Annotated in this window: 13 protein-coding genes; 8 read left to right on the top strand and 5 right to left on the bottom strand. The window is 56.9% G+C overall.

Features of this window, described 5'->3' with window-relative positions; all coding sequences use genetic code 11:
• Positions 1-6: 6 nt before the first annotated feature.
• Positions 7-4,539 carry a glutamate synthase large subunit gene (gene gltB / locus ABD851_RS00720; RefSeq protein WP_344973739.1) on the bottom strand — a complete coding sequence of 1,511 codons (4,533 nt, stop codon included), beginning with the start codon at positions 4,537-4,539 and terminating at the stop codon, positions 7-9.
• Between the two features lie 292 nt (positions 4,540-4,831).
• Positions 4,832-5,359, bottom strand: coding sequence for a ferritin (locus ABD851_RS00715; protein ID WP_344973736.1), 528 nt, complete (start codon positions 5,357-5,359; stop codon positions 4,832-4,834).
• Positions 5,360-5,441: 82 nt separating this feature from the next.
• Here ABD851_RS00715 and ABD851_RS00710 point away from each other — a divergent pair, with 82 nt between their 5' ends.
• A complete protein-coding gene (locus ABD851_RS00710; protein ID WP_344973734.1) occupies positions 5,442-6,194 on the top strand; it encodes a hypothetical protein in 753 nt (250 codons plus the stop codon).
• A 115-nt stretch (positions 6,195-6,309) separates the two neighbouring features.
• On the opposite strand, the gene ABD851_RS00705 is transcribed toward ABD851_RS00710, so the two are convergent.
• Complete coding sequence (locus ABD851_RS00705) at positions 6,310-6,771, bottom strand: methylglyoxal synthase (RefSeq protein ID WP_344973731.1); 462 nt, start codon at positions 6,769-6,771, stop codon at positions 6,310-6,312.
• A 168-nt stretch (positions 6,772-6,939) separates the two neighbouring features.
• Between ABD851_RS00705 and ABD851_RS00700 the strand changes: the two genes are divergently transcribed.
• From ABD851_RS00700 to ABD851_RS00680, 5 genes are all read left to right on the top strand, one after another.
• Positions 6,940-7,533, top strand: a complete 594-nt coding sequence (locus ABD851_RS00700) for a NifU family protein (RefSeq protein WP_344973729.1) — start codon at positions 6,940-6,942, stop codon at positions 7,531-7,533.
• Positions 7,534-7,612: 79 nt separating this feature from the next.
• Positions 7,613-8,242, top strand: a complete 630-nt coding sequence (gene pnuC, locus ABD851_RS00695; RefSeq protein WP_344973726.1) for a nicotinamide riboside transporter PnuC — start codon at positions 7,613-7,615, stop codon at positions 8,240-8,242.
• Positions 8,236-8,760: an AAA family ATPase gene (locus ABD851_RS00690; RefSeq protein ID WP_344973723.1), complete on the top strand. Its 525-nt coding sequence runs from the start codon at positions 8,236-8,238 to the stop codon at positions 8,758-8,760. The genes pnuC and ABD851_RS00690 overlap by 7 nt, the downstream gene beginning before the upstream one ends.
• An 82-nt stretch (positions 8,761-8,842) precedes the next feature.
• Positions 8,843-9,463 carry an L-threonylcarbamoyladenylate synthase gene (locus ABD851_RS00685; protein ID WP_344973720.1) on the top strand — a complete coding sequence of 207 codons (621 nt, stop codon included), beginning with the start codon at positions 8,843-8,845 and terminating at the stop codon, positions 9,461-9,463.
• Between the two features lie 127 nt (positions 9,464-9,590).
• Complete coding sequence (locus ABD851_RS00680) at positions 9,591-11,027, top strand: ATP-binding protein (RefSeq protein WP_344973717.1); 1,437 nt, start codon at positions 9,591-9,593, stop codon at positions 11,025-11,027.
• Between the two features lie 21 nt (positions 11,028-11,048).
• Here ABD851_RS00680 and ABD851_RS00675 read toward each other — a convergent pair whose 3' ends face one another.
• Both ABD851_RS00675 and polA read right to left on the bottom strand, forming a co-directional pair.
• Complete coding sequence (locus ABD851_RS00675) at positions 11,049-11,585, bottom strand: GNAT family N-acetyltransferase (RefSeq protein ID WP_344973715.1); 537 nt, start codon at positions 11,583-11,585, stop codon at positions 11,049-11,051.
• Between the two features lie 51 nt (positions 11,586-11,636).
• Positions 11,637-14,465, bottom strand: coding sequence for a DNA polymerase I (gene polA / locus ABD851_RS00670; RefSeq protein ID WP_344973712.1), 2,829 nt, complete (start codon positions 14,463-14,465; stop codon positions 11,637-11,639).
• Between the two features lie 139 nt (positions 14,466-14,604).
• Between polA and ABD851_RS00665 the strand changes: the two genes are divergently transcribed.
• Complete coding sequence (locus ABD851_RS00665; RefSeq protein ID WP_344973709.1) at positions 14,605-15,675, top strand: aldose epimerase family protein; 1,071 nt, start codon at positions 14,605-14,607, stop codon at positions 15,673-15,675.
• Positions 15,676-15,805: 130 nt separating this feature from the next.
• Positions 15,806-16,570, top strand: a complete 765-nt coding sequence (locus ABD851_RS00660) for an outer membrane beta-barrel protein (protein WP_344973707.1) — start codon at positions 15,806-15,808, stop codon at positions 16,568-16,570.
• Positions 16,571-16,578 lie beyond the last annotated feature (8 nt).

Here is a 16,578-nt window from a genome sequence, read left to right as displayed (position 1 = left end):
CTCCGCTCACTTTCCTTTCAGCGCGCCTTTCAGCACACCCGCCGAAGCGTTCTTCAGGGCGCGTTTGTATTCCTGCGGGAATACTTTTATAAAGTGCGGCAGCTGGTTATCCCAATCCTGCAGCACAAATCCGGCAACGGCGCTTTGCGTGTACTGGTAATGCTGGCTTATGAGCTGATGTAGCTCCGCTGCATCTTCTTCGGCCACAGGATCAAGATCGACCATTTCCGTGTTGCAATATTGCGCAAAAACACCCTTCACATCATAGATATAGGCGATCCCGCCGCTCATGCCGGCGGCAAAGTTGCGCCCCGTTTCCCCCAACACCACTACACGGCCGCCCGTCATATATTCGCAACCGTGGTCGCCTACGCCTTCTACCACCGCCTGCGCGCCCGAGTTGCGCACACAAAACCGTTCCCCGGCACGGCCGCGGATAAACGATTGTCCGGAGGTGGCCCCGTAAAAGGCTACGTTGCCGACAATGATGTTTTCTTCGGGAGTAAAGCTGGCATCGCGGTCCGGGTAAAGGACCAGGCGCGAACCGGACAGGCCTTTGCCAAAATAGTCGTTGGCCTCGCCTTCCAGCTCGAGGGTCATGCCCCGGGTGGTGAAGGCGCCGAAGCTCTGTCCTGCGCTGCCCCGGAATTTAAAATGTACAGTATCATCGGCCAGTCCCGCAGAAAGATAACGCCGGGTGATTTCGTTGGACAGGATAGTGCCCGCCGTACGGTCGGTATTGCGGATGGAAAACTCCGCCTGCACCTTTTCCTGCCGCTCGAGGGCCGGGGCGGCCGCTTCCAGCAGCTGCCAGTCCAGCACTCCGTCCAGCCCGTGATCCTGTTCTTCCTGCTTGTACAGCCCTACTTCGGGGGCGGCGGGCTCTTTGTATAAAACGCCGGAGAGATCCAGCTTCTCGTATTTCCAGTTGCGGATGTCCTCCCGTACGGCCAGACAGTCGGCCTGACCGACCATCTCATTCACCGTCCGGAAGCCCAGCGCGGCCATGATCTCCCGCAGCTCCTGCACGAGGAAGCGGAACAGGTTGACCACATGGTCCGGATCGCCGGTGAAGCGCTTCCGGAGCTCGGTATCCTGGGTAGCCACGCCTACGGGGCAGGTGTTCAGGTGGCACTTGCGCATCATGATACAACCTTCCACGATCAGGGCGGCGGTGGCCACGCCCCATTCTTCGGCCCCGAGCAGGGTGGCGATGGCGATATCCCTTCCGGTCTTCAGCTGTCCGTCCGTCTGGAGGGTCACCCGGCTCCGCAGCTTGTTCTTCACCAGGGTCTGGTGGGTTTCGGAAAGCCCCAGCTCCCAGGGCAGACCGGCATGCCGGATAGAGCTCACCGGCGAAGCGCCGGTGCCCCCGTCGTAACCGGAGATGAGGATAACGTCGGACTTGGCCTTGGCCACGCCGGCGGCGATGGTGCCCACCCCGGCTTTGGAGACCAGCTTCACGCTAATGCGGGCCCGCCGGTTGGCGTTTTTCAGGTCATAGATCAGCTGGGCCAGGTCTTCTATGGAATAAATATCGTGATGCGGAGGCGGGGAGATCAGCCCTACGCCGGGCGTGGAATGCCGCACCCTCGCGATCCAGTCGTCCACCTTGTGGCCGGGCAGCTGTCCGCCTTCCCCGGGCTTGGCGCCCTGCGCCATCTTGATCTGCAGCTCATCGGCTTCGCTCAGGTAGCGGCTGGTGACCCCGAAGCGGGCCGAAGCCACCTGCTTGATGGCGGAGCGCATGGAATCGCCGTTGGGCAGCGGCTCATACCGGATCTCGTCCTCGCCGCCCTCGCCGGTATTGCTTTTCCCGCCCAGGCGGTTCATCGCGATGGCCAGCGTGCTGTGGGCCTCGTGCGAGATGGAGCCGAACGACATGGCCCCGGTGGCAAAGCGCTTGTAGATATTTTCCGCCGGCTCCACCTCCGAAAGCGGCACGGGCTGGCGCTTCGGATCAAAACGGAACAGGCTCCGCAGCGTGCAGGCTTTTTCGCCCTGCTCGTTGATCGCCTTGGCGTATTTTTTATAGATGTTATAGTCGCCCATCCGGGTGGCGTACTGCAGCAGGTGAACAGTGGTCGGGTTGAACAGGTGGGTTTCCCCTTTCCGCTTCCACTGGTATACCCCGCCGGCGGGCAGCTGCTGTACCGGTACGGCTTTTTCCGGGAACGCCAGACGGTGTCGCACCACGATCTCGCGGGCGATCTCGTCCAGGCCCATCCCTTCGATGCGGGAGATGGCGCCCGTAAAGTACTGGTCTACCACCGCCCTGTTGAGTCCCAGGATCTCGAAGATCTGCGCGCCCTGGTAGGACTGCAGGGTAGAGATGCCCATCTTGGAGAACACCTTCAGCAGACCGGCGTTGACCGCTTTTACATAATTTTTCTTCAGCGCATCCACCTCCAGCGGGGAGGTGATCTTGCCGGACAGCTTCATGTCGCGTATAGAAGACAGGGCCAGGTATGGGTTGATGGCGGTGGCGCCAAACCCGATCAGGCAGGCAAAATGATGTACCTCCCATACATCGCCGGCTTCCACGACCAGGCCTACCGAGTTGCGGAGACCCTTGCGGATGAGGTGATGATGGATTGCCGAAGTGGCCAGCAGGGAGGGGATCGGGGCGTGTTCCGAGTCGATGGCCCGATCGGAAAGCACGAGCACCTCGAAACCGTCGCGCGCGGCATCTGCAGCATAGCGGCAGATTCGCTCCAGCCCTTTCTGCAGCGAGCCCGGCTTGCCGTCCGCCCGGAAGTAGATCTGCAGGGTCTTGGCCTGGAAGATACCGGTATCGATGCTGCGGAGCTTCTCGAGCTCGTAGTTGGTCAGCACGGGATGCGGCAGGGCAATGGTATGGCAGTGCAGGGGATCCTGGTCCAGCAGGTTGCCGTTATTTCCCACAAAGGAGGCCAGGCTCATCACCATACGTTCCCGGATGGGATCGATGGGCGGGTTGGTCACCTGGGCAAAGAGCTGCTTGAAATAGCTGCTGAGGTGCTGGGGCTGGTTGCTGAGCACCGCCAGGGGAATATCCGTACCCATGGAGCCGATCGGCTCTTTTCCGCCCATGGCCATGGGCTTGATGATGGTCTCGAGGTCTTCCTTGGTATAGCCAAAGGCCTTCTGGTATTTGAAGACGGCGTCTTCCTCGAGGTGGGTAAAGCGGACGCGGGGCTCGGGCAGCTCCTCGATGCGTATCTTGTATTTGTTCAGCCACTCATCATAGGGCTGCTGGCTGCAGATGGTCTGCTTGAGCTCCTCGTCGCTGATGATGCGGCCCTGTTCCATATCCACGACGAACATCTTGCCCGGCTGAAGCCGCCCTTTTTCCAGGACGGTAGCCTGATTCAGCGGCAGCACGCCGGCTTCGGAGGCCATGATGACCCGGTCGTCGCTGGTCACCACGAAGCGGGAGGGACGCAGCCCGTTCCGGTCGAGGGTGGCGCCGATGATCTTTCCGTCGGTGAACGAGATGGAAGCGGGACCGTCCCAGGGCTCCATGATGGAGGCATGGTATTCGTAAAAAGCCCTTTTTACCGGATCCATGAGATCGTTGCCATCCCAGGCTTCCGGGATGAGCATCATCATCACATGCGGCAGGGAGCGGCCGGTGAGGGCCAGCAGCTCGATCACGTTGTCCAGACAGGCGCTGTCGCTCTGCTCTTCCTCTACAAGAGGCAGCAGCATCCCCATCTCTTCGGGGGAGAAATAGCGGGACACAAAGCTCATTTCGCCGGACCGCAGCCAGTTCAGGTTGCCCTTAAGGGTGTTGATCTCCCCGTTGTGGGCGATAAACCGGAAGGGCTGGGCCAGCTTCCAGGAGGGGAAGGTATTGGTGGCAAAACGCGAATGCACCAGCCCGAAAGCGGAGACCATCCTCCGGTCTGTCAGGTCGGGGAAGTAGGAGCGGACCTGCGTGGAGGTCAGCTGCCCTTTGTAAACCACCGTTTTATATGACAGGGAAGCAAAATAAAAGAGGTCGGTGCCTTTGGACAGGGTGTTGCGCACCGTCCTGGTGGCATAGCTGCGCAGCACAAACAGCTTCCTTTCGAAGGATTCGGGATCGGTAATGTCGTCGGGGCAGGCAAAAAACACCTGCTCCATCCCCGGCTCCACGCTTTTTGCCGTATCGCCGATGGCGCTGTTGTCCACCGGTACCGGGCGGAAGCCCAGGATATCGATGCCCAGCTTTTCGGCCGCGCGGTGTATGATATCGCGGCAGGCTTCGCGGTAACGCGCTTCGGAAGGGAAGAACACCACACCAACGCCGTACCGGCCGAATGCCGGCAGGCGGAAGCCCAGCTTCAGACATTCTTCATAGAGAAATTCGTGCGGCATCTGCACCAGGATGCCGGCGCCGTCGCCGGTATTGTTCTCACACCCGCATGCTCCGCGGTGCTCCATATTTTCCAGCACCGTAAGGGCATCCAGCACAATCTGATGACTCTTACAACCTTTGATATGCGCCACAAAGCCGATACCGCAGGCATCGTGCTCAAACTCCGGGGCATACAGGCCGGTAGTCTTCTTTGTCATAAGCCACAATTTTAACGATCAAAAACCAATACTCACATCGTCTGAGGGGCAGACGAAAATCCGCCGGGAAACCCGCAAAAATACAACAAAATGCTGTAACTTTCACAAAAATCTATCGGAGCATTGCAACCTTTAGAGGAAATCAAATCTTTACCCCGATTATTTTTATAAAATGCAGACCGGCTTGTAATCCTTTAGTAAAGAAAGGAGCTGGCGCCCCTTTTTCTAAAAACAGACGGGGACACCCATAAGTTGCGGGTAACGGATATATAGGGTCTCAGGCCGGCGCCGCTCAGGCCACATCGGCGTCTCCGTGCATCTTGGCGATATCCTGATCGAAATCGTACAGCCCGCCTTTGTTGCCCTTGTCTTCCCCGATCACCTTCATCTTGTCGAGCAGCTGGGTGGCCAATGCTTCTTCCTCGATCTGCTCCTTCACATACCACTGCATGAAATTAAACGTGGGGTAGTCTTTTTCCTGAAGGCAGATATCGACAATATTGTTAATAGCGGCGGAGTTCCTTTTCTCCTGGTCCAGCACCATTTCAAAAAGGGTGTGCAGGCTGTCCGGGTCGTCGGGAGGAACGGCAAGCGCTTCCACCTTACAGTGACCCCCGCGCTGGTTGATGAATTTTACCAGCTTCATCATGTGATTCCGCTCCTCGTGCACATGCTGATAGAGGAAGTTGGCGATCCCCGCAAACCCCTGCGCATCTGCCCAGGAACCCAGGGCCAGGTAAAACTGGGCCGCATTGGCCTCATAGGTCATCTGCTTGTTCAGCAGGGCTTCGGTCTTTTCGGGTATCAGGCGTCTGGGCATATCATTACTTTTTATAATGGAATAATCAAAGATGACAGGCAGATGGCCTGTTTATTGTAAATTTAAACAATAAACCGATCTTATGCGAATAAAACCCCGCTTCCGGCTCCTCCCGCCGGCGATACTGACCATCCTTCCGCCCCGCCGTACCCCGGCGGCCCTTTTGCTTATCCTCGCGCTCTGGATACTGGCCGCCTGTCACCCTGCCGCCCCGGGGGCGCAGGAGACCGCGGATACGGTCCCGGCTTCTGCCGCCCCGGCCCAGCCTGCCGCTCCGCCCGATACCCAGCTGCAAAAGATCGCCGGCGGGGACACCCTGCTGCTCGTTCCCGGCAAAGCCGCCGGGAAGGTGCTCCTGAAGGCAGAGGTGGAAAAATCCCGCATCTTCGACCTGCTCGGTCCTGCCGACAGCGGCGATGCCGCCATGTGTAAAAGCTGGGCCATGTGGTACTGGGGGGATACGGTTGCCGCACAGGGGAAAGAGCTGGACATCTATTCCGTTTGCGACCCCGACATCGACATGCGGAAGAGCATACAACTGGTCCGGGTGAGCGGGGTGCCGTTCCGCACCGCCACGGGTCTTTCGGAAAACAGCGCCGCCGCGGACATCCGCCGGCAACATCCGCATGCCACATCTTTGGGCCGGTTTAAAAAACCCGACGGGAGCATCATTTCCCTACTCGACGATGTCGCTGCCGGGATCACTTTTGAGCTGGCGCCCGCGGGAGGGCCGGACACGGGCGAAGGCCGCTGTACGGGTGCGGATATCCATCTGCCCGGCAAAAAGGTAACGGATACCTACATTCCCTTTTATACGGCGGTAAAGCAGCCCTGAGCCGGTCGCCCGTTGCCCCGCTTGTTTGAGGTCCGGGAAAAGCGGCGCGGGAAGGTTCAGCCGCCCGCCGGCGCTGCACACGGCCACCAAACGCAGGCATAGCCGGAGGCGGTTTTCAGCGCGCGCCCACCTTTCGCTTCAGATACTGGGTATAGTCCGGCAGCTGGGCTTCATAATCCTGCTCCATCAGGGGGGAGCTCATCAGGAAATCGGCGGTAGCCCGGTCGCAGGCCATGGGCACATTCCATACGGCGGCGATCCGCAGCAAGGCCTTAATGTCCGGGTCATGCGGCTGCGACTCCATGGGGTCCCAGAAAAAAATGACGATATCCACCGTCCCGCTGGCGATCATGGCCCCGATCTGGAGGTCGCCCCCGAGGGGACCGCTCTGCATGCGGTGCACAGGCAGGGACAGCGTATCTTCGATCAGCTTGCCGGTGGTACCGGTCGCCAGGAGGATATGGCTGGCCAGCGCATCCTTGTTATAGGACGACCATTCAAGCAGTTCTTCTTTTTTATTGTCATGGGCGATCAGCGCTATGCGCTTGCGGGCGTCCATCTTGCGGGTCTGCTTCATAGGCGTAAGGTTCCAGGTCACGAATATACATCTACGGCGGTAATCTGCCGGTAAAAAATCCCCATAGTCCGGCCTTATGGGTCCATCAAAAGAAGTGATGCCTTTTTCCTTTCCGCAGCGTTTCTTCGGTGATATTTTTCGTACTTTTGTATCGTAAATTTTTCGAACATGATCAAGACCGGCAATCCCATTATCAGCATTTATACGGAAATGACGCCCAACCCGGAGACGATGAAGTTTGTCGCCAACAAGCTTTTGTTCCCCGGCAAAAGCGCCGACTTCCCCGACGAAGCCAGCGCACGGCCTTCCCCGCTGGCGACCGAGCTGTTCAGCTTCCCCTTTATCCGGGGGGTGTTTATCGCCAGCAACTTTGTCACCCTCACCAAGACCGCAGAAACGGACTGGAGCGACGTTACCCCCAGCATAAAAGCCTTTCTGAAGGAATATCTGGAAGATGGCCGGCCCGTGATCAAGGAAGAGGAGCTGGCCGCCCGGGTCACGGAGAACAACCAGGCCCTCGAGGACGACAGCGATGTGGTGAAAAGGATCAAGGAGTTGCTGGAAAGCTATGTAAAGCCGGCCGTGGAAATGGACGGCGGCGCCATCCAATTCAAACAATACGATCACGGAAAGCTCACCCTCATGCTGCAGGGATCCTGCTCCGGATGCCCTTCCTCCATGATTACCCTGAAGGCCGGTATAGAAGGCATGATGAAACGCATGATCCCCGAAGTAAGGGAAGTCGTAGCCGAAGCGGAATAAAAGCCCGCAGCGTTGATTATCTTTATGCCCCGCAGCCCAGACGGTCTGCGGGGTTTGTTTTTTCCATAATGGCTAACGGATGAGCATATACGATGTATACGAGGGCGTGCTTCAGGGTATAGAGAATATGAGCTGGGCGGAAGGGCTGGCGGTATTTTTTGCGATCGTGAGCGTATTTGCCTCCAAGGCCAACAGCGTATGGGTCTATCCCACCGGCATAGCCGGTATCCTGATCAGCATCTCCATCTTTGTGCAGGAGGAGTACCGGCTGTACCCCGATATCGGACTCAGCCTGTATTACCTGGTCATGAGCGTTTACGGCTGGTATGTGTGGACGCGCAAAGACCGGCAGCAGCATGAAACGCCGGTCAGCTGGTGCTCGCGGAAGGAGCTGCTCACGGCCGGGCTCATCTTTGCCGTGCTCTGGGCCGTTCTTTACTGGTGGCTCAGCACCTATAAGATCAACAACGTACCGGGACTGGACTCCTTCTGCTCCGCCATGGGCTGCAGCGGTATGTGGCTGCTGGCGCGCCGCAAGATCGAGAACTGGCTGGCCCTGCTGATCGCCGACGCCGTGGCCATCCCGCTCTTTTTTATCAAAAAGCTGATGCTCTTCTGTGCGCTCAATATCTTTTATGTCGTGATCGCCTGGCTGGGATTCCTGGCCTGGAAAAAGATCCGGGAAAAACAAATGGCGGCGGTATGTTAAAGAAGGTGGTCATCATCGGACCGGAATCCACCGGGAAAAGCACGCTGAGCGAAGCGCTGGCGCAGCATTACCAAACACCCTGGGTGCCGGAATATGCCCGCGGCTACCTCGACCGCCTGCAGCGCCCTTACGGAGAAGAGGATCTCCTGCAGATCGCGGCCGGACAGCTGCAGACAGAAGATGAAGCTGCCGCCCGGGCCGGAGGGGGACTCCTTTTTTGCGATACCGACCTCTATGTGATCAAAGTCTGGAGCGAACATGCCTACGGCCAATGCGATTACCGTATCCTCCGCCGCATCGCCGAAAGGAAATACGACCTTTATCTGCTCACCGATATCGACATCCCCTGGCAGGACGATCCCCAGCGCGAGCATCCGGAGCCGGAGATGCGCCGGTATTTTCATCATGTTTACCGGGATATCGTTATCAACAGCGGGACGCCCTGGGCCGGGATCCGGGGCAGTCACCGGCAGCGGGTAAGACAAGCCCTGAAAGCCGTAGAACGGTTGCGGGGATAACATTGCGGCCGGCCGCCTGTTAAGACATCCGGCATCGCACCGGAGCTGTTGCCTGAGGCCGGAAAATGTTTAACTTTAATGTATGTTACTACGTCTGCACCCCGAAAATCCGAATCCCCGTCCCCTGCAGCAGATCGTTTCCTGCCTGAGAGACGGCGGCATCATCATCTATCCCACCGATACCGTGTACGGTCTCGGTTGCGATATCTTTCAGCACGAATCCGTCGAGCGGATCTGCCGCATCAAGCATATCGACCCCGCCAAGGCGCAGTTTTCCTTTGTCTGCCACGATCTGAGCCATCTGGCGGACTTTGCCAAAAGCGTGGACACCCCCCTTTTCCGGCTGCTGAAAAGCGCGCTGCCGGGCCCATTTACTTTCATCCTGCCGGCCAGCAAGCAGGTCCCCAAAATGCTGAAAACCCGGAAAAACACGGTGGGCATCCGGGTGCCGGACAACCTGATCTGCCGCAGCATCGTCAGGGAGCTGGGCAATCCCATCATGAGCACGTCGCTGCCGGAAGACCCTCATGTGGAGGATTACACCGATCCGGAGATCATCCATGAAAAGTTCGGGCATCTGGTGGATATCGTGGTCGACGGGGGCGTCGGCGGCACAGTGCCCTCCACGGTAGTGGATTGCACAGACGGCGGCGCGACCGTGCTCCGGGAAGGAGCGGGACAGCTGCCGGGCGCCTTTGCATAAGCGGCTTTAAATCTGTTGGTCTGTAAGTTCTTCCTGCCCCGGAAATGCTCTTATTTTCCACTTTTTGTTGAAATAAGGTCCTTTTTTTACCCTTATTTGTTATTTTTGTGGAAAATAAGCCCTTTTTATGCTTAAAAGTATTGCTATTTCTCAGATACTTGAGCGTATTCGCTTCGAAAATCCATGGTGGACCAGCAATTCCATTGATGCCTTTTTTCAGGATATGCCCCGCAGAGCTTATTTTGAACAGTTCTCCTCCCTTTGTACCGATTTATCTGTTCAACGGGCCGTTGTACTGATGGGTCCCCGAAGGATTGGAAAAACAGTAATGCTCCATCATCTTATTCAAACGTTACTGAATCAGGATGTCAGTCCGCGTCGTATTTTGTTTATTACTGTTGAAAATCCCATTTACAATAATCTCGGATTAGAACTATTGTTTCAATATGGCCGGGAAGCTTTGGGAGAAAAGGAAAAAACAACCGGATGGTATGTGATATTTGACGAAATCCAATATTTAAAAGACTGGGATGTTCATTTAAAATCTTTAGTGGAAAGTTATCGGGGGGTACGATTTATTGCATCCGGGTCTGCCGCCGCCGCCTTAAAATATAAAAGTCAGGAAAGTGGGGCCGGGCGTTTTACCGACTTTATGCTTCCCCCCCTTACTTTCTATGAATTCATTAATATGCAGAAACTGGGCAGCCTGACCCAGGAAACCAAATTTCCTTTTGGCCTTTATCATGCCACTTTTTATCAGGCTCCGGATATAGTCCATTTCAACAAATTATTTACCGACTACATTAACTTTGGTGGCTATCCTGAAGCCATTTTTTCGGAATCGGTCAGAAACAACCCGGAACGATTCATTAGAAACGACGTAGTAGACAAAGTACTATTGCGGGATCTGCCGGGCATATATGGCATCAGCGATGTACAAGAACTAAATTCTTTATTTACTACGATAGCGTATAATTCAGCTAATGAGTTTTCTATTGAAACGCTGAGCATTCAATCCGGAACGCCCAAAAAAGTCATAAAAAAATATCTGGAATATCTGGAAGCTGCCTTTCTGATCAAAATTGTAAGACGAGTTGACCAGGCCGGGAGGCGTTTTCAACGAGACAACTTTTTTAAAATTTACCTGACAAATCCGTCCCTTCGTTCTGCTTTGTTTTCTCCTATCCAGTCCAGCGACGATGCAATGGGGGCGTTAGCAGAGACAGCTATCTATGCTCAATGGTTGCACCGGAGTAATTTCAGGCCCTGGTATGCCAGGTGGAGTAAAGGTGAGGTGGATATGGTCGGCATCAGCAACAAAAATCTTCAGCCTGTATGGGCTTTAGAAATAAAGTGGACCAACCGATATGTGGAAAAACCGAAAGAATTAAAAAGTTTATTAAAATTCTGTAAAGAAAATCATTTACAGGAGGCACTTGTTACAACGATCTCTGTACAGGAAACAAAGGTTTACGATGATGTGAAACTTAATTTTATTCCTGCTGCAGCTTATGCTTATACTGTAGGGGCCAATACGTTGATAGCACAAAATGAGAACGGCTAAACAACTGTTCTCCTGCCGGTCCTATTTCCGGCCCGGGGCCGTGCGCCCGCCGGTATAGGCGGCCCGCGTGATCTCCCAGCGGCACAGGTCGCCGCTTCCCTCGGTTTTTACAAACTGCAGCCCGGCCTTTTGCAGCACCCGCACCGCAGCATCGAACTCGGAAAGGGTATGGCCTACCACCTTGCGGATCTCGGAGTGGGAAAAGGCAAAGTCGATCAGGGCAGAGGCCGTTTCGGTGGCATAGCCCTGGTCCCGGTAATCGGGAACGATCTCGTAGCCGATCTCCACCGCTCCGGAGGCAGAAGGCTTGCCTTTGAAACCGCCGGTACCGATAAGCCGGTTATCCCGCTGGTGCACGATAAAATAAAAAAACCAACCCAGCAGGGAAGGGTCCGACTTCATTTTATCAAAAGCCACCAGCACCAGCTCCGGCGTCTCCGTCCATTTTTCGGGCACCTCGGTGTTCAGCAACCGGGACAGCGCGTCCCCGCCCTGCAGAACGGCTTCATAATGTTTTAGCTCACATGCGTATAAAAACAAACGGGGCGTCACAATCATAACCGAAAAATAATAAACGCACTTTAATTATACAACCCCTTTTCTCATCCCTTAGTGCGCCTCCAGCCAGTTGCCTCCCGTGCCCACTTCCACCTCAACCGGCACGCCCAGCGGGAGGGGCAGGGCCTGTATCATGCCTTCCCGCACGATGGCCTCCAGCACCTGCACCTCGTCGCGGTGCGTATCAAATACCAGCTCATCGTGCACCTGCAGCACCATCCGCGAACGAAGACCCGCCTTTTTCATTTCCCGGGCGATACGGATCATCGCCAGCTTGATCATATCCGCCGCCGTGCCCTGGATAGGCATATTGATGGCATTGCGTTCGGCAAATCCCCTCACCACGGCATTGGTGGAGTTGATATCCCGGAGCCAGCGCTTTCGCCCCATGAGGGTTTCCGCATAGCCGTGCTCTTTTGCAAAGCGGACACGGTCTTCCATATACGTTTTGATACCGGGATACTGTAAAAAATAATTGTCGATCAGCGTCCGGGCTTCTCCCCGCGATATGCCCAGGTTTTCCGCCAGCCCGAATGCGCTCACGCCGTAGATGATGCCGAAGTTCACCGCTTTGGCATTGCTCCGCATCTCGCGGGTTACGTCCTCCGGCGCAATACCATACACCCGGGCCGCGGTGGCGGCATGGATATCGGTTTTTTGCTTAAAGGCCGTTGTCATCTCCGCATCCCCGCTGATGGCCGCAATGATCCGCAGCTCGATCTGCGAATAGTCGGCCGACAGCAGCACAAAATCGTCGCTCCGCGGCACAAAGGCCTTCCGGACCTCCCTGCCCCGCTCGGTGCGGATGGGTATATTCTGGAGGTTGGGGTTGTTGGAGCTGAGCCGCCCGGTAACGGCCACCGCCTGGTTGAACGAGGTATGTACCCGGCCCGTGCGCGGGTTGATCATCTGGGGCAGCGCATCTACGTAAGTGGACTTTAGCTTGGTGAGCTCCCGGTAAGTCAGGATATCGGCAACAATACCGTGCTTGTGGGACAGCTTCAGCAGCACATCCTCGCCGGTGGCATACTGGCCGGTGCGCGTTTTTTTCGCGCTGGGCTCCAGCTGCAGGTGCTCAAACAGCACGACGCCCAGCTGCCGCGGCGAGGAGAGGTTAAAACGGGTGCCGGCCTGCCGGTAAACGCTGGCCTCCGTCTCCGCGATCTCCGTTTCCAGCTTCCGGGAAAACTCTTCCAGCGCGCGGACGTCCATGGCCACGCCCTCGTATTCCATGTCCGCCAGCACTTTTACCAGCGGGGTCTCCACCTCGTAAAAAACCTTTTCCACCGCCTTTTCCTTCAGCAGCGGCTCGAACTGCGCTTTCAGCTGCAGGGTGATGTCGGCATCTTCGGCTGCATATTCCTTGATCTGCTCCAGGGGCACATCCCGCATATTGCCCTGCTGCTTTCCTTTTTTCCCGATAAGGGTTTCTATGGACACCGGGGCATAGCCCAGATACTGGGCGGCCAGCACGTCCATTCCCCGCCGGCCCTCCGGCTCGATAAGGTAATGGGCCAGCATGGTATCGAACAGGGGGCCGCGGATATCCAGGCCGTACCAGCGGATCACCAGCAGGTCGTACTTGATGTTCTGCCCGATAAACAGGAGGTCCTCCTTTTCAAATACGGGGCGGAAGGTTTCCAGTATCTCCCGCGCCTCTTCCTGTCCGGAGGGAAGCGGCACGTAATACGCCGTGCCCGGCGCAAAGGCAAAGCTCATGCCCACGATCTCCACCTGGTTGGCATTGGTGCCGGTGGTTTCCGTATCGAAGCAGCAGGCCTTCTGCTGCAGCAGCGCCTCGATCAGCGCGGCGCGGCTTTCGGCCGTATCCGTCAGGTGATAGGTGTGCGGGGTATTGCCGATGTCCCGTAAAGGCAGGGCCTGCGATCCCGGCTCATCCGGCCCGGTTTCCACCGTTGTCTTCGTTACCGTCACCACCGTTACCGCTTCGAAGAGATCGGTCTGCCGGCCCGGCTCAGGCGCAGCAGGGGCCGGGGCCGGGAGAATATCTTCGCCCAGTACCCGCTTCCCGAGGGTGCGGAACTCAAGTTCCGTGAACACCTCGCTCAGCAGGGCACGGTCGGGTTCGCATTTGCGGAAATCCTCTTCGTGGAACTTTACCGGAACATTGGTGATGATGGTGGCCAGCTTTTTGGAAAGCAGGGCATCCTCCGCGCCGGCCCGTATCTTTTCCCCGAGCTTTCCTTTGATCACCGCGGCATTGGCCAGCACATTCTCGAGGGTATCGTACTCCTGCAGCAGCTTGGCGGCCGTTTTTTCGCCCACCCCGGCAATACCGGGGATGTTGTCCACGGCATCTCCCATCAGCCCCAGGATGTCCACGACCTGCGATACGCGGCCGATGTTCCATTTTTCGCAGACCTCCTTCGGGCCCATGATCTCCACCTTGCCGCCCTGGTAGGCCGGTTTATAAATAAAAACGCGGTCGCTTACCAGCTGCCCGTAATCCTTGTCCGGGGTAACCATGTATACCTCATATCCCTGCTCGGCAGCCTCCAGCGCCAGCGTACCGATGATATCGTCGGCCTCGTACCCGTCGGATTCGAGCACCGGAATACAAAATCCGGCGATAATGCGTTTGATATCCGGCAGGGCGCTCAGGATATCCTCGGGCGTATCTTCCCGGTTGGCTTTGTAATCGGCAAAATCGGAATGCCGCTCGGTCGGGGCATGGGTGTCGAAAGCTACGGCGATATGGGTAGGCTGCTCTTTGTTCAGCAATTCTATCAGGGCATTGGTGAACCCGAACTGGGCATTGGTATTCCGGCCCGTGCTGGTAATGCGGGGACTGCGGATCAGCGCATAATAAGCCCGGTAGATCAGGGCCATGGCATCCAGTAAAAAGAGTTTTTTGCTCATGCTGTAAAAGTAAGTATAAATGGCGATGTGTATCTTTAGGGGCTCAAGCGGTCCCGTTCCGTATTTCCGGGCGGCCCGGCTTGCATGGTGACAGGGGCGCAGCCCGCTGTTGTGATTCCGAACATTGCTAAAAACAGGTATGCAGATCGACCAACAACCATTTGGACAAACGGGTTCCGGAGCCCCGGTAACCCGGTATACGCTTGAGAACAAAAACGGCATGAAGGCCGGTATCCTGGATTACGGCGGCATCGTACAGTCGCTCACCGCCCCGGACCGCAGCGGTGGCTGGGCCGATGTCGTGCTGGGATTCCCGGAGCTGGACGGCTATCTTACGGAGGCCTACCTCGAAGGCGGGCCCTATTTCGGGGCTATCGTGGGGCGGTTTGCCAACCGCATCGCAGGTGGACAGTTCAGCTTGGACGGCAAGGTCTATCCGCTGTATATCAACAACGGGGGAAATGCCCTGCACGGCGGAAAGGTGGGCTTTGACAAAAAAATATGGAAGGCCGTTACCCGGGAAAGCGACCGCGAGGCGGTGCTGGAGCTTTCCTATCTGAGCCCCGACGGCGAGGAAGGCTATCCCGGCAACCTGGAGGTAACGGTGACCTATACCTTAAACAATGAAAATGCCCTCCGTATCGATTACCGGGCCGTCACCGATCAAAAAACCGTCATTAACCTCACCAACCACGCTTATTTCAACCTGTCGGGCGGGGAGGATACGGTGCTGCATGAAATGCTGACCGTGGACGCGGACCGTTTTCTGCCGATCCGGCCGGACCAGATCCCCACCGGGGAAATACGCTCCGTTGCCGGTACGCCCATGGACCTGCGGCAGCCGGCCATGCTGGGCGCACAGATGCTGGAGCCCGATGAGCAACTCGGTCTCGGCCATGGCTATGACCATTGCTGGGCGCTCAACGTGCCGGGCGACCTGAGCCGCCTGGCGGCGGCCGTATATGATCCCCACAGCGGGCGGCAGCTGGAAGTATTCACCACCGAGCCCGGTATACAGCTATACGCCGGTAACTTCCTGGACGGCTCGCTGCGGGGCAAACGGGGAGAGTCGTACGGCCCTCATGCGGGACTGGCCCTGGAAACCCAGCACTTCCCCGATTCGCCCAACCGGCCGGAATTTCCGTCCACGGTGCTGGCGCCGGGCAGGGAATGGCGCAGCACCACAGTTTACCGTTTTTCCGTGCGGTAATGCCGCAACGGTTTTTAGGAAATATTTAACACGTTGTCTGTGTGCACATTTCCCGTAAATTTGCGCCATTGTGTACCTTCGGCCTTTTACGCGCGACCGCGGACAGCCACAGAAACATTATTTCATACTGATGACGTATTCTTATTCCAGTACACCGGTTCACCGGCAGCACGGTTTTGGGTTTAAATTCCTGGTTTTCGCGGCCCTGTTTTTATCCGCCGGTCTCTGCGCCCGCGCCCAGGACGAACCAAGTCCCGCCCGTACCTCTTCTTCCCATATGCGACCTTCTGTCGGACGCTATGCGCACGACTTTCTCATGATCCAGGTCACCTATGACGGCTGGTCGGGTACGCCGGACAGCATCCGTACCGGGGGCTTTTCGAGAGGGTTCAACATTGCCATGATGTACGATTTTCCGCTGCAAAAGGGCTCGCACCTGAGCGCCGCCGCGGGGCTGGGCGTAAGCACCAGCAATATTTTTTTCAAGGATCAGCGCGCCGATCTCAACAAGCTGACCCCGACGCTCAATTTCCCTACCGACTCTTCCTATAAGCGTTACAAGCTGGGGACCGCCTTTCTGGAAATCCCCATCGAGATCCGTTACCGGCAGTTCCCGGACAATGCCAACCGGGGATTCAAAGTCGCCATAGGCGCAAAGCTGGGCGCCCTCGCCAATGCGCATACCCGCGGCAAGATCATCGGCAACGGAGACAAGTCTGTGGTGAAGGTCAACGACAAACGGTTCTTCAACAGCTGGCGCGCTGCCGCTACTGCGCGGATCGGTTGGGGTAATTTCGGCCTGTACGGGTCGTACACCTTTACTTCGCTGCTGAAGCAGGGCGCGGGACCCACGCTCAATCCCTACTCCATCGGGTTAAGCATCAGCGGGCTCTGAGCCCTTCC

This window comes from Compostibacter hankyongensis, from assembly GCF_039541075.1.
Taxonomy (GTDB): Bacteria; Bacteroidota; Bacteroidia; order Chitinophagales; family Chitinophagaceae; genus Compostibacter; species Compostibacter hankyongensis.
The sequence above is the reverse complement of the archived record's forward strand: the minus strand, read 5'-3'. Positions and strand labels throughout refer to the sequence as shown.